At 70.0% G+C, this 18,685-nt stretch carries 16 protein-coding genes and 4 pseudogenes; 12 read left to right on the top strand and 8 right to left on the bottom strand.

Going from position 1 to position 18,685, the window contains the following annotated elements; all coding sequences use genetic code 11:
• The first annotated feature begins 272 nt into the window (after positions 1 to 272).
• On the top strand, positions 273 to 1,196 hold the full coding sequence (locus AB8Z36_RS01900) for a helix-turn-helix transcriptional regulator (protein ID WP_369211415.1): 924 nt from the start codon (positions 273 to 275) through the stop codon (positions 1,194 to 1,196).
• A 46-nt stretch (positions 1,197 to 1,242) separates the two neighbouring features.
• On the opposite strand, the gene AB8Z36_RS01905 is transcribed toward AB8Z36_RS01900, so the two are convergent.
• Positions 1,243 to 1,425 (bottom strand): hypothetical protein, encoded by a 183-nt coding sequence (locus AB8Z36_RS01905; protein ID WP_369211402.1) that lies wholly within the window; start codon positions 1,423 to 1,425, stop codon positions 1,243 to 1,245.
• Between the two features lie 17 nt (positions 1,426 to 1,442).
• Here AB8Z36_RS01905 and AB8Z36_RS42255 point away from each other — a divergent pair.
• From AB8Z36_RS42255 to AB8Z36_RS01920, 3 genes and pseudogenes are all read left to right on the top strand, one after another.
• Positions 1,443 to 1,796: pseudogene (locus AB8Z36_RS42255) on the top strand (IS5/IS1182 family transposase); the annotation flags it as partial.
• Between the two features lie 398 nt (positions 1,797 to 2,194).
• Positions 2,195 to 3,043 (top strand): oxidoreductase, encoded by an 849-nt coding sequence (locus AB8Z36_RS01915; protein WP_369211403.1) that lies wholly within the window; start codon positions 2,195 to 2,197, stop codon positions 3,041 to 3,043.
• Positions 3,043 to 3,657, top strand: coding sequence for a TetR/AcrR family transcriptional regulator (locus AB8Z36_RS01920; RefSeq protein WP_369211404.1), 615 nt, complete (start codon positions 3,043 to 3,045; stop codon positions 3,655 to 3,657). Before AB8Z36_RS01915 ends, AB8Z36_RS01920 begins: the two co-directional genes overlap by 1 nt.
• 174 nt (positions 3,658 to 3,831) lie before the next feature.
• On the opposite strand, the pseudogene AB8Z36_RS01925 reads toward AB8Z36_RS01920, so the two are convergent.
• Positions 3,832 to 3,906, bottom strand: a pseudogene (locus AB8Z36_RS01925) (type III effector protein); the annotation flags it as partial.
• An 884-nt stretch (positions 3,907 to 4,790) separates the two neighbouring features.
• Between AB8Z36_RS01925 and AB8Z36_RS01930 the strand changes: the two are divergent.
• A complete protein-coding gene (locus AB8Z36_RS01930; protein ID WP_369211405.1) occupies positions 4,791 to 5,831 on the top strand; it encodes a YVTN family beta-propeller repeat protein in 1,041 nt (346 codons plus the stop codon).
• 193 nt (positions 5,832 to 6,024) lie between these two features.
• Positions 6,025 to 6,618 carry a tRNA-dependent cyclodipeptide synthase gene (locus AB8Z36_RS01935; RefSeq protein ID WP_369211416.1) on the top strand — a complete coding sequence of 198 codons (594 nt, stop codon included), beginning with the start codon at positions 6,025 to 6,027 and terminating at the stop codon, positions 6,616 to 6,618.
• Positions 6,619 to 7,045: 427 nt separating this feature from the next.
• Here AB8Z36_RS01935 and AB8Z36_RS01940 read toward each other — a convergent pair whose 3' ends face one another.
• The 4 genes from AB8Z36_RS01940 to AB8Z36_RS01955 all read right to left on the bottom strand — a co-directional run bounded on the left by AB8Z36_RS01940 (position 7,046) and on the right by AB8Z36_RS01955 (position 10,243).
• Positions 7,046 to 7,690 carry an ATP-binding protein gene (locus AB8Z36_RS01940; protein WP_369211406.1) on the bottom strand — a complete coding sequence of 215 codons (645 nt, stop codon included), beginning with the start codon at positions 7,688 to 7,690 and terminating at the stop codon, positions 7,046 to 7,048.
• Positions 7,691 to 7,704: 14 nt separating this feature from the next.
• Complete coding sequence (locus tag AB8Z36_RS01945; RefSeq protein WP_369211407.1) at positions 7,705 to 8,013, bottom strand: hypothetical protein; 309 nt, start codon at positions 8,011 to 8,013, stop codon at positions 7,705 to 7,707.
• Positions 8,014 to 9,072: 1,059 nt separating this feature from the next.
• Complete coding sequence (locus AB8Z36_RS01950; RefSeq protein WP_369211408.1) at positions 9,073 to 9,603, bottom strand: DUF3500 domain-containing protein; 531 nt, start codon at positions 9,601 to 9,603, stop codon at positions 9,073 to 9,075.
• 487 nt (positions 9,604 to 10,090) lie between these two features.
• Positions 10,091 to 10,243, bottom strand: coding sequence for a hypothetical protein (locus AB8Z36_RS01955; protein ID WP_369211409.1), 153 nt, complete (start codon positions 10,241 to 10,243; stop codon positions 10,091 to 10,093).
• Between the two features lie 74 nt (positions 10,244 to 10,317).
• On the opposite strand from AB8Z36_RS01955, the gene AB8Z36_RS01960 reads away from it, so the two are divergent.
• From AB8Z36_RS01960 to AB8Z36_RS01975, 4 genes and pseudogenes are all read left to right on the top strand, one after another.
• Positions 10,318 to 11,154 (top strand): LysR family transcriptional regulator, encoded by an 837-nt coding sequence (locus AB8Z36_RS01960; RefSeq protein ID WP_369211417.1) that lies wholly within the window; start codon positions 10,318 to 10,320, stop codon positions 11,152 to 11,154.
• A 463-nt stretch (positions 11,155 to 11,617) separates the two neighbouring features.
• The gene (locus tag AB8Z36_RS01965; protein ID WP_369211410.1) at positions 11,618 to 13,048 is read left to right on the top strand and encodes an erythromycin esterase family protein; all 1,431 of its coding nucleotides are present in this window, start codon (positions 11,618 to 11,620) and stop codon (positions 13,046 to 13,048) included.
• Between the two features lie 323 nt (positions 13,049 to 13,371).
• Positions 13,372 to 14,049, top strand: coding sequence for a DUF998 domain-containing protein (locus AB8Z36_RS01970; protein ID WP_369211411.1), 678 nt, complete (start codon positions 13,372 to 13,374; stop codon positions 14,047 to 14,049).
• Positions 14,050 to 14,389: 340 nt separating this feature from the next.
• Positions 14,390 to 14,653 (top strand): annotated as a pseudogene (locus tag AB8Z36_RS01975) (RHS repeat-associated core domain-containing protein); the annotation flags it as partial.
• Positions 14,654 to 14,809: 156 nt separating this feature from the next.
• On the opposite strand, the pseudogene AB8Z36_RS01980 reads toward AB8Z36_RS01975, so the two are convergent.
• Positions 14,810 to 15,199, bottom strand: a pseudogene (locus tag AB8Z36_RS01980) (MmyB family transcriptional regulator); the annotation flags it as partial.
• Complete coding sequence (locus tag AB8Z36_RS01985; RefSeq protein ID WP_369211412.1) at positions 15,189 to 16,448, bottom strand: DUF418 domain-containing protein; 1,260 nt, start codon at positions 16,446 to 16,448, stop codon at positions 15,189 to 15,191. The gene AB8Z36_RS01985 and the pseudogene AB8Z36_RS01980, both read right to left, overlap by 11 nt.
• Before the next feature lie 644 nt (positions 16,449 to 17,092).
• Between AB8Z36_RS01985 and AB8Z36_RS01990 the strand changes: the two genes are divergently transcribed.
• Together AB8Z36_RS01990 and AB8Z36_RS01995 are read left to right on the top strand one after the other, a co-directional pair.
• Positions 17,093 to 18,280, top strand: coding sequence for a sensor histidine kinase (locus AB8Z36_RS01990; RefSeq protein WP_369211413.1), 1,188 nt, complete (start codon positions 17,093 to 17,095; stop codon positions 18,278 to 18,280).
• Positions 18,277 to 18,685 (top strand): response regulator (locus AB8Z36_RS01995; protein WP_369211414.1); only part of this gene is annotated, 409 nt, incomplete at its 3' end. The genes AB8Z36_RS01990 and AB8Z36_RS01995, both read left to right, overlap by 4 nt.

Below are 18,685 nucleotides of genomic sequence, written 5' to 3' on the forward strand. Positions count from 1 at the left end.
CCAAGGCCCGGCCGCCAACGCACGCTCCTCGTACAGCTCAGCTCCTGAGCCTTGGCCGACAAGTGCTGGGCCGAGTGACCCGAAGGTGACCACTGCCTCTGCGCTCACGCGCAGGGGAAGAACGTGTTCGTGGGGGACCGGTTCGCCGACTGGCCCCGCGGCTCCTTGGCCCAGGCAAGCGGCCGGTGAGAAGGTGGCATCCTCGGGCCAGGAGGTTAAGCGTGTTGTCGAGTCCTCTACGTGACTACACCCTCACGTATTCCCGGAATCCGGTGACCCTGCTCAACTCCGCGGCCCGGCTCTTCGGTGGGGCGGTCAGCGTCAGGCCCCTCGGTCCGCTACACGAGGGTGACCACGTGCTGCGCGGCGTCGCGGCCCCGGGCTTTGCCGTCGGCTACTTCGTCTCCCCGCTGTCGGTTCAGGTCGATGCGGACCCCGGCAGAGACTCGTACTTCATCAACCTGGGTCTTGCCGGTGAGATCGCCGCGCGCCGCGGCGGCCGGCAGACCGTCCTCCACCAGACCAGGGCCGGAATCTACAACCCCGGCGACGCCCAGGAACTCCGGCCGTACCGGCACGGGACGCGCTTCATCGGCCTGCGGATCGACACCGCTCTCGTCCAGCGCGAGTTCGCGGCGCTCACCGGACGTCCCGATGCCCCAGCCGTCCGCTTCGACCTGCCGCTCGACCTGTCCCGACCCCAGGGCCGAGCGGTCAAGCTGCTGATCGAGTCCCTGATCGAGCAGCTCGACTCCGGTGACCCGCTGTTCCAACGGCAGGAGCTGCAACAGAGCCAAGTGCGCTGCATCGTGACCGCCTTGCTGCTGGCCCAGCCACACACCCACACCCACACATTGCGCGCTGAGCCCGCCGCGCCGCGCCCCAAGGCGTTGCGGTCGGCCCTCGCCTTCATCGAGGACAACCTGCCGGAGCCGCTCTCCCTGGGCCGGATCGCGGAGGCGGCCGGGTGCAGCGCACGGACGCTCACCGCGATGTTCCGGCAAGAGCTCGACACATCGCCCATGCGGAACGTTCGCGGCCTCCGGCTGGATCGAGTACGCCACGACATCCTGACGACCGATGACCCCATCGGAGACATCGCGTATCGCTGGGGCTTCACTCATCTCGGCAGATTCGCGAGCGAGTACCGTACGCGGTTCGGTGAGCTTCCGTCGGCTACCGCCACCCGAAGGTAGCTTGCCCACCGCACTTGCCGTGCACGGGCGTACAGGAACGGCCACCTCATCGCGTTGCCTTCCCCGCGAGTAACGTCATCTGGTCGCCCACCGCGTCGCTGAGGCAGCGGTGCGCAGTGGGGCGCTGCTCGAAGCGCTCCTCGAAGCGCTCCTCGAAGCGCTGCTCGGCCGGTGACAGCGCCGTCCGCGTCCGCCGCGCGGCATCGGCGTTCCGCCAGAACCTGCGCAAGTACGGATCGCCGCCACATCGGTTGGGCCGCGTCGGTGGACTCCACGGTGTGCCGGACCCACCAGCACGCCGCTGGCGCCCGCACAGGGTGCCGACCGCCCTGGCGAACCCGTCGACCACACCATCGGCATCGGCCCCTCGCGGGGAGGGCTCAGCACCAAGGTGCATCTTGTCAGTGACGCCCGAGCCCGCCCGCTGGCGCTCGTCGTGCGGCGGGGCAAGCCGGTGACACGCCCGCGTCCACGAGCGTCATGGCCGCGATCCGTGCTCCCCGCTCCGGCCCGGGACGACCGCTGACGAGGCCGGACGAGGCCGGACGCGGTGATCGCGGATCGCGCCTACGCGCCTACTCGCCCCGAGCGATCCACCAGCCATCCCTTGCCCACCGTCTTTTCCTGCTTCTCTGCGAACTCGTGGCAGTCGAAGCAGAGTTGACGCGGTTCTCGTGCTCGCGGTGGGCCTTGCGCTGCATCGGGACTGCTGGAACGTCGGGGCCGCCGTTGAGCGGTGGGCAGCGGGAGAGGAGTCTGCGGTGCACGGCCGGGGAGCGGTGGCGCGCAAGGGTGAGCCATGGCCGTGCCGCACGGTCACCCCCTGCTCGGGCGCGGCCCGCGCGGCTTCGTCCGGTTCGGTGCGAGGAGGAAGGGGGCGACCTTGCCTACGGGTAGCGCTAGCAGAATCGACACGGTAACTATAAAAATCGACACTGTGTAGTCTTTTGTTGAGGAGGGCGATCCGGCTCTCACGTGACCTCTCTGGAAGAAGAACCGTGAACAAGCGCAACTGGCTCATCACCGGCGTCAGCACTGGTCTGGGGCGCGCTTTTGCCCAGGCTGCTCTGGCCGCCGGGCACACCGTCGTCGGCACCGTCCGTTCCGAGAGGGACCTGCGGTCCTTCGAAGAGCTCAGGCCCGGGCACGCTCACGGCCGAATCCTGGATGTGACCGACGATGACGCCGTAACCGGCGTGGTTGCCGAGGTCGAGAGCAGCGTCGGCCCGCTGGACGTGGTCATCGCCAATGCGGGCTACGGCCTGGAGGGGACCTTCGAGGAAACCCCGCTGGCCGAGGTGCGGCGGCAGTTCGAGGTCAACGTGTTCGGGGCGGCGGCCACCCTGCAGGCGGCGCTGCCCCACATGCGCCGACGCCGCCGAGGACACCTCATGGCCGTCACCTCCATGGGCGGACTGATGGCTGTGCCCGGCATGTCCGCCTACTGCGGCAGCAAGTTCGCCCTGGAAGGCATCCTGGAGGCGCTGGGCAAGGAGGTCGCGCAGTTCGGCATCCATGTGACGGCGATTGAGCCCGGCTCCTTCCGCACCGACTGGGCCGGGCGGTCCATGACACGAGCCGCACAGTCCATCGATGACTACGACGAGCTGTTCACGCCCATCCGGGAGGCGCGGCAGAAGGCCAGCGGTAACCAGCTGGGCAATCCTGCCAAGGCCGGGGAAGCGGTCGTGCACATCACGTCGGTCGAGGAGCCCCCGGCCCACCTCGTCCTGGGCTCGGACGCGCTGCGGCTGGTCACCGCCGCGCGCTCGGCCGTGGACGAGGACATCCGTACGTGGGAGACGCTCTCGCGTACGACCGACTTCGCCGAGGGTGCTCAGCTCTGATGCCCGGCGACCAGCGCGCGCGGAGCCGCCGCAAAGCCGAGCGCAAGGGGGATGTCCGGGAGCGGGCCATCCTCGACACCTGCGAGGCCCTGCTGGTGCAGAAGGGCTACGACGCGATGACCGTCGGAGACATCGCCGCGGGCGCGGGCATCACACGTGGTGCCCTGTACTTCTATTTCGGCTCCAAGCAGGAAGTGGTCACGGCACTCGTCGCCCGGACCGTCGAGCACCTGTGGGAACGGTCCGAAGCCACCGCGCGGACCGAGGAGCCACGCCAGGCCATCGCGGCGGCCTTGCGGCGTACGGTCGAGCTGTGGAATGAGCACGGCCTGGTCATGCGCACGGCGATCGACTTGTCGTTGACCGTGCCGGAGATCGGAGAGCTGTGGGAGCACACGGCTGACCTGTTCATCGCGGCCATCACCGCTGTCCTGGAGCGCGCCGGCGTCCAGTCGGGCGCCGCACCGGACCAGGCCCCGGCGATGGCACGCGTGCTGTGCTGGATGATCGAGCGGACCTTCTACCACGCCTCTCAGGAGTCCCGAGAGAAGCTCCAGGAGGCGTCGGCGACCTGCGAACACATCTGGTTGACCAGCGCCGGCCTGATCCCCTGAGGGGCCCGGCGACGCTCGTGTTCCTCGCCTCTCCGCGGGCGGGTGCCATCGCTGGAAGCGACATCCTCGTCCACGGTGGGATCATCAGGACGGCCTGATGGCCTGACGGCCGTGGTTCGCTGCTTTCGGACACGAGTAGCGGAAGCAGCGGCGGAGTTCCCGTTCGATGAATGTGCCGGTGGTCCTGGCCGGGCCGGGGCGCCCACGAAGGTAGCGGCGCTCGGCGGCCTGACGGCTGGCGACGCCGAGCCCTGCCCAGCGCGGCCGTCACCGCGTGGTGGTTCGCGCTTCCGTTCCTCGCGGCAGCGGGCCTCGTGGCCGCAAAGCGAGCGGGCCGGGCGGCGGGCACCCTGCTGGCCCTGACCTGCGCGGCGTCGTCGGCGTTCCCGTACGTCTTCGTGAACGGCTATGCGGCGCCGCGACTCCTGCTGCCCGCCCGCCTACGCACTCCTCGCGATCCCGGTCGCCGACGCCCTCACCCACCTTGTCACCGCACCCCGGCGACGGTGGCGGGCTCCAGCCGTCACGCTGGTGGCGGACGCCCTCGCGGGTCATCTGACCGTGCGGTACGTGGTGCTGGAACACACCGTGCACCGCTCCACCACGGCCGCGCTTACGCCCGCACCGCCGCCGGACTGCGCCGCCTCGGCATACGGTCACCCTGCCTGCTCACCGGCCACCGGACCATCCCCATCGCCTTCTACGCCGGGTGTGCCTCCGCCCACACCCACGGCCACGACGCCGACTCGACCGCTGCACGCATCACCTCAGCGGCCCGGAGCATGCGGGGCGCCGCCCTTGAACCCCCCCCCCCGGCGGGGGGGGGGGGGGGGGGGGGGGGGGGGGGGGGGGGGTCGTACGTCCGTGACTGGCCCACGGACCGCCTGGAGGGTATCGGGGTATACGACGGCTACCGCGCCTACCTCGCCTACTTCGCCACTGCCCCCGGAGGAAGCGGCACAGCCGCGGGCCGGTGGGCTACTGCCCAGGGCGCGCCGCCGAACCAGGCTGCTGCGGCTCCGACATAACCCCCCGGTACGTTCAATGGGCGACTTGGCTCAGATGCCGCCATGCGAAAGAACGAAATCGCCAGGTGGCCGTGCGGGACCCGGGGTCGACGCGTTTGGCTGGGCATGACCGCCAAGAAACGCACTTGTGTGCGCTACCGCTCTGTACTGCGGGTGGCTCTGGGCTGCCTGCTGGCCGGTATGGCCTATACCTCGGCCGCGGCGTCGGCCGAGCCGCCGCCCACCCCCTGGCCACCGCGAGACACGTCCGCGAAGGGTTATCCGATGCGGATCGTCGCCTATGTGGCCAACAGCGGCTCGGGCACCGCTTCCTCCTACGACGTGCGCCTGGAACGGCCGGTCACCACCACCGGCGTGGGCGCCGGTCCGACCGGTGTGGGCGCCGACCCCGAAGGGGCGCAGGTGTATGTGGCCAACGGCCGGTCCAACACCGTTTCCTTCATCGAGACCACCGGTCACAAGGTGGTGGCGACGGTGCCGGTCGGCTCCTACCCCTTCTCGGCCGTGCCCAGCCGCGACGGCAAGCGGGTCTACGCGGCGAACTGGGGCAGCGACAACGTATCGGTGATCGACACCGCAAGCCGCAAGGTCGTCGCGACTCCGGCGGCCGGTGAACTGCCGCACAGCGTGGCCACCTTGCCCGACGGCACCGCCTACGTCACCAACAGCGGCACCAATACGGTCACCGTCCTGTCCAAGACTCTGGCGCCGGTGGCACAGATCCCGGTGGGCGACTTCCCCAGCGGTATCACTGCCACCGAGCGCGGGGACCGGATGTATGTCGCGAACACCGGTTCCGGCACCGTCTCGGTCATCGACCCCGCCACCCGCAAGGTGACGGCCACCTGGCCGGTCGGCAAGGCCCCCCTGGGCCTGGGCGTCAGTCCGGGCGGACAGCGGCTGTACGCCGCTGACTCCGGCGCCGACACGCTCCTGGTCATCGACACCAAGACCGGCGGCGTCCTGCATCGGGTCCCCGTGGGCAAGACGCCGCAGGGCGTGGCGGTCAGCCCGGGCGGAAGCCGCGTCTGGGTCACCAACGAAGGCTCCGACACGGTCTCGGTCATCAACCCGGCCCCGGCGAAGGTACGAGCCACCCTGCGCACCGGCCACCACCCCGAAGGCATCGCCATCACACCCAGATGACTCCGCCAGTAGCCGGACGCACTGGCGGTGGAGTATGGACCGGTCCGGGTGGAGCCGTGCAGTGCGGCCTGTGGCCGGCCTGCGGCCCGGCGGCCGCGCTGTGCGCTGCTGGTCAGCCCAGGCAACCCTCACTTCTCCGTCACTCGTCCGACGGTGCTGCTGCGCTGGGCCGTACGGGAGATGAGCGGCGTCGATTGATGACGTCCGATCCGGCGATGACCACCGCCACGTATCTCGGGCGCAGCACGAGGCGCCGCACGAGGCGCGGCGCAAGGCACGCGCCGACGTCCGCCAGATGCTCTCGCGTGTCCGCCAGGCCCGGGAGGGCGCCCGGGCCCCGGAGGTCCGGCTGAGCCAGTTCGCCGACTGGACCGAGCACCGCGCGTACCGGCGGGCCCGCAGCTACCTGCTGCACGCGGTCGCCGATCCGCGCTATGGCCCGCTGTACCGCCAGGGCACGCGCGAAGCCCTCCAGGCCGGGATGCCGGAGGGCTTCGAGCCCAGCGAGGAGCAGATCGACACCCCCGGAGCGGCCTTCCACGCCTTTCCCGGCCAGGGACACATCGGGGTCACGGTGCGCGACCAGCGCAGCACGGTCCCTCCGGGGCCGCCTGGCCGCATCGTGCGCGGCCGGGCCTGCCGCGAGGTGCTGCGGTTAGGACAGCAGTTTGACCTTCTCCGCCGTTGTGCCGGTGTTCACGCACTGCTGCTCGCGGCATTTCCAGTTCGTACCGCCATGTTGACGGTCAAGGGCGGGCTCTCCACGGCCTGGACCACCTTGCCGTAGGCCATGGACACCTTCTGTGCCGTGGAACACGCGGTCTTGGTGTCCATCGAGGTCGCGGCGTGCACGCGAAGGCCGTTGCAGCCGTCGCCGCAGCCACTTTCTTGCTCGCGGCGGAGCCGCCAACCTTCAGGGTGGCCACGATCGCACCGAGCGCGTTGCCGGGACGGGTGGCGCCCTCCTGTTCCGGGGGAGGTGGCCTGCCTGGGCTCGTCCTGGCCGGTCAGGAAGCGTCCTGCCACGGGCCAGACGAGCCGCCCCGCCCTGGGCCCCGAGTCGCGAGAACGTGAGTCCTGTCCGTTATCGGGCCGGGTCCCGCCGAGCACCCGTCCATGACTGACGGTTTGGGGGTAGGGGGCAGCTCCCGGACCGCAGGTCGGAAGTCGGCCGGGCCGCTCTGTCGGCTGCGGCCCGGCCGTGGCACCCGTGGTCACCGACCTGACCGGTCCTCGCCGTCGCGCTGATCGTCGAGGCGGACAGTCAGGGCGGGCCAGTGTTCGGCCCACCGGATCAGATCGCCCGCGGTCAGCGACCACCGCGAACGCAGGGCTTCGTCCGGCAGGAAGCGTACGCAGGTCCCGGTGGTCCCGTCGGGTTCGACAGGCTGCAGATCGGTCACCGGGACGCCGTGCTCATAGCGCTGCCTCCAGGATCCGTTGAGACGGCGGTTGGTGTGAAGCAGCCACTCGCTGAGAGCCGCGACGACGGACATGCCGCGACGCGGATGTCCGTCCGGAAGCCGTTCCGCCTCCGGAAGGTCGAAGAACCGAAGATCCTTCGTGGCCATGACCGGCTTCTTCACCACCCGGCCATGCTCGTCGGCCCGAGTGTCGGTGCCCCGGCCGTCATCCTTGACGGACACCGAGCCGTCAGCGTGCAGTGTGACCTCACACTGTCCGCCGCCCCGGCTCGCTGCCTCGTCAGCGGCGTAAGCAACGATTTCAAGAACAAGGTGTTCGGGCCCGCCCGGAGCGAACTCTGCGCAATTCTCGCGGATCTGCCCAAGATGGTCCGCGTCCACGTTGCCGGCCCAGTCGTGTGTGGTGTTGACCCAAGAAGCCTTTGATCCATCCATCCGGCAAGTATCGGTCAAGCTCTTGTTCGGGCTGGCGAAACGAACCGCTCAGCAGTGATCGCCCGAGCCGGGCCCGCAGGCGCGGTGGCTACGCGCTCGTGGCGGAGAACTGCGAACAGCGGAGGTAGCGGCCGCGTGCGCGGGCCGAGCTTGTCCAGCCGCCGCGCGAACAGCCGCACCACCGCGTCGTGGCCAAGCATCTCCAGGCGGCGGGTGCCCTTCCTTCCGGCCAGGAACACGCACGGGCTCGTCGCGTCGAGCGGCCGCTCGTGCATCACGTAGCGGCCGACCACGTCCAGGATGCGAGCCTCGTACAGGTCCACGACCCGTTCGGCGCGGGGTGTGCGGCCGAGAAACCCCGGTCGACCAGGTGATCCGGAAACCGGCAGGCGGTGGCGGCATCGGTCCTGCGGCTGAGCCTCGGGGCACACCGGGTACGGGGACGGCGGTGGACTGCGCTCAGCTACAGGGTCCCGGGCTCTGGCTGCCGAGACCCGGCAGGCGGCAGTAGCAAGGTGCTGGTGGACACCTCGCAACGCACCGGCACCAAGCTGCGCGAGGATGCGTCCCGGCGCGCTTCGCCAGCAGCGTCGGGAGACCTCTCCGCACGACGATCGACCATGCGAAGGCCGGACGATCCTCGGTGCGGCGCCGAGTGCGGGGCATGACGCTCAACGAGGCGGTGGCGGCGCTCGAAGAGGCTGGACTGCCTGCGCACCTGGACCCCCGCGGTGAAGCCGCGGCGGACGACGAGGGCCGCCATGCCCCTGCACGCCGCGACCGACGGCCTCTACCGAGCCGGACGCCGACGCGGTCGTCCAGCAAGAGCTCGCCGAAGACCGGTGTCGGCAGGAAGCCGAGCAGCAACGCCACCAGGAGCAGCGGGTAGCGGACCGGGCCGTAAGACTGGTCCGGCTGGGCGGGGCGGCGAACTCGATCGGAGGCCCGCTCGCGCAGCAGCACATACTCATTCCAGAGGCGCAACGGACCGGTCGGACGCTCGTCCGCGTGAGCCGCGCTGACGACCTTCTGGTTTACGCGAGGGCACCAGGCGGGGCGCGTGTGCCGCCGGCGGGGGCACCGCATCGAGTACCGCCGTCGCGTGGTTCGTCAGGGCCAGCACACTGCGCGGGGCTGCCGCGTCATGGGCGGCCCGGAGAAGGGCCGCGGCGACCCACACCAGACAGGCCTTGATGGCCGTCTCCACTCCGTCCTCCACGCGACCGATCGGCCTCAGGTGTCCGTGTGGGACGGGCACTTCTGCTGTGCCTGGCGGGCCTCCGGCCGGCTCTGCGCGCACTGCTGCGGGCACGCCCTCACCTACCCGCCTTCCGGCCGCCGGTACGCAAATGTTGCTGGGCTGGCCTGCGTTCTTCCGGACGTCAGCGGCGCAGTGCGCGCTCGTGGTACGCCGCTAGTTCGGTCAGGCCGAAGTCCGAGCGTGGGTCGCGCCACACCGAGTGGGCATGGTTGCCGCTTCGCTGGGTGTTGTTGTATTCGAGCAGGATGCTGGGGCCCTGAACTCGGTAGTAGTGCGGTTCGCCTTCACCGGTGCTGCCCGCCCAGCCGACGTGGACCTCGTCGAGCACGGAGTTGCTTGCGTAGTGGGCGTCGTGTGCCGCGGCGAGACTCTGCGGGGCCCGGCCGGTGTAACGGGTGAGCAGTCGCCTCAGCAGGTGTCGTTGGTCGTCGTCCAGCTCGCTCGCGCTGATGCCCTTGGGAGGGATGGTGATGGCGAGGAGCGCGTGGTCGGCGTCGGTGTAGCCGCTGCTTTCCTCCGCCTGGCGGTCGATGTCGGCAACGAGTCTGTCCAGCGCTGGGTCTGTGAACCGCCCCCGCCATAGGTCTCGCAGGTGCATCATCGTGTCGCCGTGGCGGACTTGTGGCCGGTTGCCGGAGACGATGTTGGACATGGCCGAGGGGTGGAGCAGCGCCCGCCGGAATTGGTGTGCATCGAAAGGACGACCGCTACCTGAGGACGCTCAACAACAGAGTCGTCCGCACATGGGAGGCCATAGGTCCCTTTGTGCGGCGCGAACGCGAACTGGTCCCGCTGCCTCATCTGTTGCAGGTCCTGGAGGACTATGCGGCAACGGCCGCCGCCCTCCCACCCGACTCGAGCCCGAGCCTGCTCCGGCCCCGACCAGGGGGCCCTTGCGCTCGTCGGCCTTGAGCGCGGAGTGTGCAAAGTCCGTACCCTTTCAGGCAGTGCTGGACGGCGACCTCGACGGCGTGAGCTTGGCCGTCGGGGTCACCGGTCACGCGCTGGTGGGGGATAGCGTCGTTGGCCAAGAGCAGGAGGGCGTGCTGCTCGACGAGGCGCCGTAATGACCAGGCCGACCTTGCCGGTGACGTCGCTCATGCCTGCGTCTCGTGGTTCGCCCACGCGGCCCTGTAGGGCTAGCGGGCGCGCCAGGCCTGGAACACCTCTTCGATCCTCGCCGAGGCGAACAGGTCTCCCCTCGTCGCCTTCTCCACATCCGCCAGATACTGGTCGAGGTCGGCGTCAGGAATCGTTTCGGTGAACTGGACGAGCAGGGTGTGCTTGATCATGCAACCCATTTGACCAGCCGATTCCCTGCCGCGCGTCCAAGACTCTTATGCGCGTTCTTCGATAACCTGTGGGCCTGAATCTGCTGGAAGCCAGGGAGCTGCGGTACTTCGTCGCGGTCGCCGAGGAGCTGCACTTCGGCCGCGCTGCCGCCAGGCCCGCCATCGCGCGGCCCGCGCTGTCGAAGACCATCCGGCGCGTCGAGTCACGGCTCCGTGTGCAGCTGTTCGACCGCACCAGCCGCAGCGTCGTACTGACACCCGCAGGCACCGCTCTGCTGGAACACGGTCGGCATGCGCTGAACGCCATGCCCGTCGCCGTGCAGAACGCGCGACGCGCCGCCCACGACGAACCACTCAAGTTCGTGATCAAACCCGGAGGGGACGCGAACCTGCTCTCCGGAATCCTCGCCGCCTACGCCCAACACCCCTCTGCCCGGCAGGTCGACATCCTCTTCAGCGGCGCCACCGACCGGACCGACCACCTCCACGACGGACGCGCCGACGCGGCCCTGCTGTACGCCCCCTTCGACGATCTCACCGGGCTCGCCGCCGAAACCCTCCACGTCGAGGACCGCGTGGCTGTCCTCCCGCGAGCGCACCGGCTCGCCACCCGTGACAGCATCAACCTGGACGATCTGAGCGACGAGGTCTCCCCCCGGTGGCCAGGCGTTCCCGACGCCGGGAACGGCCCCGAAATCGCCGAGGCCGCCGCACTCGTCGCGCTGGTCAGGATCGGCCGCGTGGTCGCCGTCGTACCCCGCTCGCTCATCACGCCCGCCCCGGCGGACATCGTGTGCGTTCCCGTCACCGACGCAGGCCCCAGCCGGATCGTCATCGCCCGCCGGGAGCATGACCACCGTGACCACGTCACCGCACTCATCACCGCCGCCGCGTCACTGCGACAGCAATGACCTGCTGCGGCATCGCCTCGGGTGAGGCGACACATGAGCCTGTCGCGGCCACCCGGCTGTGGTCGGCCCCAGTTTCACGGTCGGCCCCTTGTGCGGACACGCGTTGGAGTCCCGCGTGTCGGCGTCGGTCACATGCCGTTCGCAACCCGGCTCGCCACCATCGAGCCCGACCGAGCCCGACCAAGCCCGAAGCCGTCGGCACCCTCGCCGTACTCCTCACCCGCGCCTCATGCGAATGCCGTTGGCTCCGGACACAATCGGTCTGCCCCTGCCCCTGCCCCGCAGCCAGCCAACGCAGGCCATGCCGACCGGATTTGGGAGATCACTCGACCGCAACTCGTAGTGGCGTGGACAGGGCAGCCCAGGGCCCAGGCCCGCCATCGACAGGTGTACCTAACCCCCAGACCGATCGGGGGGCGCAGTGGATGGTGTGGGGCACGCCCGCGCGGCGAGAGTTGGGCCCATGAACAACACGCACAAGGCCCTGCTCGCCGCGCTGCTCGTCCCGCTCGGTGCCACCCTGGCCATCGCCCCGGCCACCTCCGCAGCCATCCCGACCGCCTCCGCAGCCATCCCGTCCGTCCCGCCCGCCGCATCGGCCTCCGCCGCCACGCCCGTAGGCCTTGAGGAGGCCACGGCGGCCGCGTTCCGCTCCCCGGAGGCGGCCCTGGACCGGGTGGCCCACCCGCTGCGCACCACCGAGCCCCGCGGGAACCTGGCCGACCTCCGTCCGTTCGGCCGGATGGTCGGCGACGCCCGGGTGGTGGGTCTGGGCGAGGCCACTCACAGCTCGCACGAGTTCTTCACCGTCAAGCACCGGGTGTTCCGGTACCTGGTCCAGGAGAAGGGTTTCCGGGCCTTCGCCCTCGAAGCCCCATGGAGCACCGGACTGCGGCTCAACGATTACCTCTTGCGCGGCCAGGGCGACCTGAAGCAGATCATGGACGAGGAGTTCCAGGGCACCTACCGGTGGTGGAACAACACCGAGTACCGCGACCTGCTCCAGTGGATGCGCGCGTACAACGTCAAGCACCCCAAGGACCCGGTCCGCTTCGTCGGCGACGACGGCGGGTTCGCCGGTCCCGAGCTGTACGACAAGGTGAGCGCCTACGCGGCCAAAGCCCGCCCCGAACTCACACGGCAGCTCACCGAGCTGTACCGGGGCCTGCGGCCCACCACCGACGCCGAGACATATGTCAACGACTACCTCGCCAAGCCGTTGGCCGAACGCAAGAAGCTCGCCCAGCGGACCGGCCGGGCGGTACAGCTGCTCAGGCAGCGGCCCGGCACGGGCGCCGAAGCCGACGCGTACGCCTGGGCCCTCCAGCACGCCACCGCGATCCACCAGATGACCACGCTGTACGCCTTCGACTTTGACGACCCACAAGGCACCACCGACGCCATGCTCTACCGCGACAGGATCATGGCGGAGAACGTCGCCTGGTGGCAGCAGCGGACCGGCGACAAGATCGTACTCGCCGCCCACAACGCCCACGTCGCGCTCAAGACCTACGCCCCCGACCACTACCCGAAGGTCCAGGGCGACTTCCTCCGCGAGAAGCTGGGCGGCGGCTACCTGAGTGTCGGCCTCACCTTCGACCGGGGCTCGTTCAACGCCTTCGGCCGGGACCGGGGCGTCCACCGCTTCACCGTAAACCCGTCCGCGCCCGGCACCACCGAACACACCCTCGACCGGGTCCGGTACCGCGACTACCTGGTGGACCTGCGCAATGCCCCCGCACAGGCCCGCGCTTGGCTCGCCGCGCCGCACACCGTCAAGAACATCGGTGCCACCTACCCCGGGATCGCGGACGCCCCGCAGATCCGGCTCGCGAAGTCCCACGACGTCGTGATCCACCTCCAGCGGGTGGAGGCGGCCCGCATGCTCAAGTAGCACCGGGCCCGGGCGGTGCGGGAAGTCGGCCGGTCCGATGTCCCGCGCGCCGGGGTCGCCGATGAGTGCTGTGGCGCGAGCTCGCCCGCCATCCCGCGGACGCCGGGAGCGGACCGCGGACGCGTACCGACGAGAGGGAGTCGTTCGCGCGGACCGGTCTGGGCCTGGTGGTGGACCTTGTCATGACACTCGTTACGCGGACCCCTGCTCCCGGCCGCGGTAGGGACTGCCCCACCCTGTTCCAGGGGGCTTGTCGGAGTGCCTGAGTCCGGCGCCGCATGATCGGCTGTCCGCACGTTATCCGCGTGACGAAAGGTGGACAGGTGAGAGTCCGGATCGGGTACTCGGCATGGGTCATGGGCGTGGTGCAGTTCTTCGTCATCCACTGGATTGCCGAGTCGGCTTGGGCCAGACCGTACAGCTGGGCGCGGAACAACATCAGCGACTTGGGCAACGCTCACTGCGCTCTGCAGCCAGACCCTGAGCCGCGGTATATCTGTTCCCCCGAGCACGGTCTGATGAATGTCTCGTTCGTCGCCCTGGGAGTGCTGTTCGTTGTCGGCGTTGCCCTGACGGGTGATGTCCTGTGGCGCAGGGGACGGGCTGCTGTCGTGGCCCGTCTGCTGCTCGCCGGTGCCGGTGTGGGATTCATGCTGGCCGGGCTGGCTCCGGCGGACGTCAACGAGAACCTGCATGTCCTGGGCGCCCTGTTCATCATGGCAGCGGGCAACATCGGTCTCGTCGTGGCGGGGTTCGGCCTGGCAGAACACGTACCGACCACCCTGCGGTGGGGCACCAGCCTGCTGGGGGTCACCGCGCTCACGGCCTTCGGGTTGTTCCTCTCCCACCACTACCTCGGTCTGGGCATGGGAGGCATGGAACGGGTCGCCGCTCTTCCTCTCCTGTTCGGGGCGCTGGCTGTCGGCGCTGCCGGCCTCATTCGGCGGGCGGGGCGTACGGAGGAGGCGGTGCTGGCAGGGCGTGTCAGCCGCGCTGGTTGAGAGCTCTGGTGAGGTCGCGTTTGGCTTGCCTCGCGGCATCGAGATCGGAATGGGCCTCCTCCAACACCGAGGTCAGCTCAACGTTGTGCTGCTCCGGCCTCGTAATCCTCCGCTGGAGCTCGTCGATGTCGCTGGGGCTCCGCCTGGAGCGTGGTCGCCGCATGCCGGTGGATGACTTCACCGCATGAGCGGTGAAGCGGGGCAAATCCTGGGTGCGGCTCTGGCGAGAAGGAACCGTGCAGGTCTCCCGGATGGCTCTTCTGCTTACTGCACCGTTCGATATCCGTCACGTTGCGAGGCTGGGCGCGCTCGTCCAGCGAAACATCCGTGTACGGCGCAGATGTCTTTCGGTGAGCTTCCCGTCCCGGGGCATAAAGTTGAGAATATTCCCGGGTTCACGGTTGTCGCCCGCGCGACGGCCGACGAGAAGGTCCTGCAGCTCTACCGATTCGCGGGCGGCCACCAGGACCCGGCGGGCCTGGACCACTACTCGGCCCGCTACCACGCCCCCGACATGGGCCGCCGCTTCAACAGTCCACACGCCTCGGGCCAGGAGCAGAACCCCTGCCTCTACGCAGAGGGCGACCCGGTCAACAAGATGGACCCCACCGGCCTCGTATTCGAGTACCTGGGAGCCACAGGCAGGTTCGCCAAGAGCAAGGATCTCCTCGTCTTCCTCGGGCTGTGGCTGACCCGATTCCGGCACCGCAGGGCGGGGGCTGACCAAGCGCTCCACCAGCTGTTGGTCGGGGCACTGGGGCAGTGCCACCGTTTCGACGCCGAATTCGAGCGGGCCGCCTACCGGATGCGCGATGCGCTTACTGACGGACGTGCGCTCGGTGACGCCCTGGTCGTCCCGCCACCGGTCGACGTCAGGTTCTCGGACACGCAAGTCATCGATGGGGGCGGCGAGCGCCCGGTGGTGGGCGGCTCCGTCCAGCAAGAGCCACCGTACAAGGGAGGTTCCGGTTTGAACGTCACCCCCAGGACTTCGGTGAGCAGTGCGTTGATAGCCAGTACGCAGGAGTGTCGGCAAGTGCTGCAACGCCGTCCTCACGCGCAGGAGTCCCGGTTCCGGCTGTTGTGGACGACCCCAACTGCCGCGGAGTGGGTCGGAGCTGGCCACGGCCTGCAGGTGTTTACGCTCCACGTCGGTGAGGCCCAGTGCCTCGGGCCCGTGGTGCGGTGCGCCAGCGGGGGAGGGCCAGGTGTGTGACGGCGCGCAGCCCCCATTCCAGGGGGCCGTATGCGTGGGTGCGCATCCAGTGGGCGGAGGCCCACAGCTGAAGGGCGTACAGGGCCAGGGTGAGGGTGAGGACGGCGGCGGGGGCGAGGCGGCCGATCGCCGCGAAACCGTACCCTGTGAAGACCACGGCGAGAACGGCGGACTGGGTGAGGTAGTTGCTGAGGGCCATGCGGCCGGCCGGTGCCAGGACGCTGGTGATGCGGTGTCCGTGGCGGCCGCGGTGCAGGCGCAGGAGGGTGGCGGCGTAGGCCGCGGTCAGGGCGGGCGCGGTGAGCACATCGATGGCCAGGGCGTAGGTCTCGCCGGGGGTGCCGCTCCAGTGGGTGGTGGCCTGGGCGTAGAGGGCGGCGCCCGCGAGTCCTACGGGGAAGCCGATCAGCTGGATGCGGCGCAGCGTGCCGGCGCTGACGGGGCGGGTGAGCAGGCCGTGTCGTGCGGCGGCCAGGCCGAACAGGAACATCACCAGGGCGCTGGGGGCCTGGAAGAGCAGTAGCAAGGCTGCGGTGTCGGGTAGCTCTTGCAGGTGGGCGGCGATGACCTGCGCGGGACCGTCGGCGAGGAGATCGGCCGCATGGCGTGCCTGGGCGGTGGCGGCCCGGGCGTCCAAGGTGCTCGGGGGCCCGTAGGCGGCCTGGAGGGCGCCGAGTCCCGCATACGCGGCGGCGGTGAGGGCCAGCAGGATGCAGGCGGCGGTGGCCGCGGTACGTGCCCGGAGGTTTCCGGCGGCGAGCAGGACGAGGCCGAGGAGAGCGTAGGTGGTCAGGATGTCGCCGGTGAACAGCAGCACCGCGTGGGCCGCGCCGATGACGAAGAGGGCGGCGAGTCGGCGCAGGAACGCGGGGGCCAAACGGGCGCCGCGGCGTTCGGCGGACAGGCGTTGCAGCGCGAAGGAGTAACCGAACAGGAACGAGAAAAACAGGTAGAACTTGGTCTCGAACAGCAGAGTGGTGAGCGCGCTGACGGCCCGGTCGGCGGCCGTGGCGACGGCGGGGTCCGCGACGCCGCTGCCGTGGAAGGCGGACGCGAAGTAGGTGGAGTTGACCACGACGATGCCCAGCAGCGCGAAGCCGCGAAGGACGTCCAGGCCCGCCAGCCGCGTACTCCCTGCTGTCGTCGCGAGACTGGGGGTCCCGCCGGGGGATGGTGGTATCACGAAATGCTCCTTCTCAGATGGGCGGGGGTTGCTCGCCTGCCGGTGGTTCACGAGACGGGTGTCGGGGTGTCGGGATGTCGGGATGTTGGGATGTCGGGTTATCGGCCAGCGGCAGCCGGCCACCGGGCGAAGAGGCCGGGGCCGTCCTGGCGGCGGAGCTCCGTCAGGCCGTAGAGGGCGATCGCCGCGGCAGTCGCCACGCAGGGCACGCCAGAACGGAGGCGGTGCGGAAGGACGGGCACATGTCGAGGCTGAGCCCGTCGCCGCGGACGGGGTTCAGTACCGTCAGGGCCGTCACCAGCGCCATCAACACCGGCCCCGGCGGCCGCCGCGGTACGCAGGAAGCCCTCGGTTCTGAAGTACCGCAGGAAGCCCTGGGTTCTGAAGCATCGCAAGAAGCTGCGGGTTCTGAAGCACCTCGGGAGGCCCGGCGTTCTGATACGAGTGCACGTGGTTCTCCTGGGAAGCGTTGTCGTGGGAACGCTTCAACGCTAGGAATCCCAGGCCCGCCAGGCGTCTGACGCACGTCGGGTTCACGTGTGCCACCATCGTCGGACGTACGCGGCGGCGGGGGTGGCAGAGATGCGACCTTAGTCGTACCCGGCACGCCGGTGAGGCATCCGGCCGGTTCCTAGACTGGGCCGGTGACTGAGCACCGACCGCCATCTCGCCTTTCGCCACCCGCCGCCTGGTGGGGTGGTCTCGCGGCGGTGGTGTTCGCCGCGGTGGCCACCCGGGAGGCCGCTTCCTCGGCCGACCTGGTCGGACCCGTGTGGCTCAACGCGGTGTGCGCGGCGGGGATGGCCGTTCCCCTGGTGGCCGGCCGCCGTCACCCGGTGGTCTCGGTGACCGTGGCGGTGGGGTCGGCCATGGTGCAGACGACGTGGCTGACGCCGTCGACGAACCTGGCGATGCCGTTCCTCGCCGTGCTGGCAGCCGCGTTCACCGCAGGCCGTTACGCACCTGACCGCCGGGCCTCCCTGGCGCTGTTCGGGCTGTGCCTGGCGCAGGAGTGGGCCGGCCCGATCGGTGTCAACGGCGATCCCCTCTGGGATGCCGTATTCGTCAGCCTCACCCTGTGGGCCGTCTGGCTGCTCGGACGCTCCGCAGGGGCCCGCTTCGACCTCGCCCGGGCCCAGCAGGCGCGGCGCGATGCCGAACAGGAGCGGCGCGCTGCCGAGCAGGAGCGGGCCGCCCAGATCCGTGCGGCCGTCACCGCCGAGCGCCATGCCGTCGCCCGGGACCTCCATGACACGGTCGCCCACGCCGTCACCCTGATGGTGCTCCAGGCCACCGGCACCCGCCTGATTGCCCACAAGGACCCCGAGGCCGCCGTCACCGCCCTGGCGGCCATCGAGAACGCTGGTCGACAGGCCATGGAGGACCTCCGTGCCATGCTCCACGTCCTGCGTCAGGACCCCGACCGCGCCGACGGCCCACCACCTTCGGTGGAGCAGCTGGTCGCGCTCGTCGAAGCCGCCCGTGCCGGCGGCGTCAACGCAGCCCTCGACACCAGCGAGCTGACTGCCGAGCTGCCCCGGCCGCTGGCCGTCACCGCCTACCGCACCGTCCAGGAGGGCTTGACCAACGCCGCCCGCCACGCACCCGGCGCGCGCGTCCACATCACCTTGCGCACCACGCCCGGCCGACTCACCATCACCGTCACCAACGGCCCACCCGACTCCGGCCGGCCGTCGCCCACCACGGGAAGCGGGACCGGACTTGCCGGGCTGCGCGAACGCGTCACCGCCCTCGCCGGCACCCTGACCGCCGCTCCGCAGCACGACGGCGGATACACCCTGACCGCCACCCTGCCCCGGAGCAACGCATGAACGCCATCCGTGTCCTGATCGCCGACGACGAACCCCTGGTACGCGGCGGGCTGTCCCTCATTGTCAACGCCGCCGACGACCTCACCGTGATCGCCGAAGCCGCCTCCGGTCCCGAAGCCCTCGCCCAGACCGACCGCGCCCAGCCCGACGTCGTCCTCCTCGACATCCAGATGCCCGGCAGCGACGGCATCGCCGTCACCCGCGAACTACACGCCCGACCGCACACCCCTCGCATCGTCATCGTCACCACGTTCGGCCTGGACACCTACCTCCACCAGGCCCTCGACGCCGGTGCTGACGGCTTCATCCTCAAGGACGCCCCCGCCGAACTCATCCAGCAGGCCATCCGCTCCGCCCACCGCGGTGACGCCGTCCTCTCACCCCGGATGACACGCACCCTCATCC

This window comes from Streptomyces flavofungini (assembly GCF_041028215.1).
Classification (GTDB): Bacteria; Actinomycetota; Actinomycetes; order Streptomycetales; family Streptomycetaceae; genus Streptomyces; species Streptomyces flavofungini_B.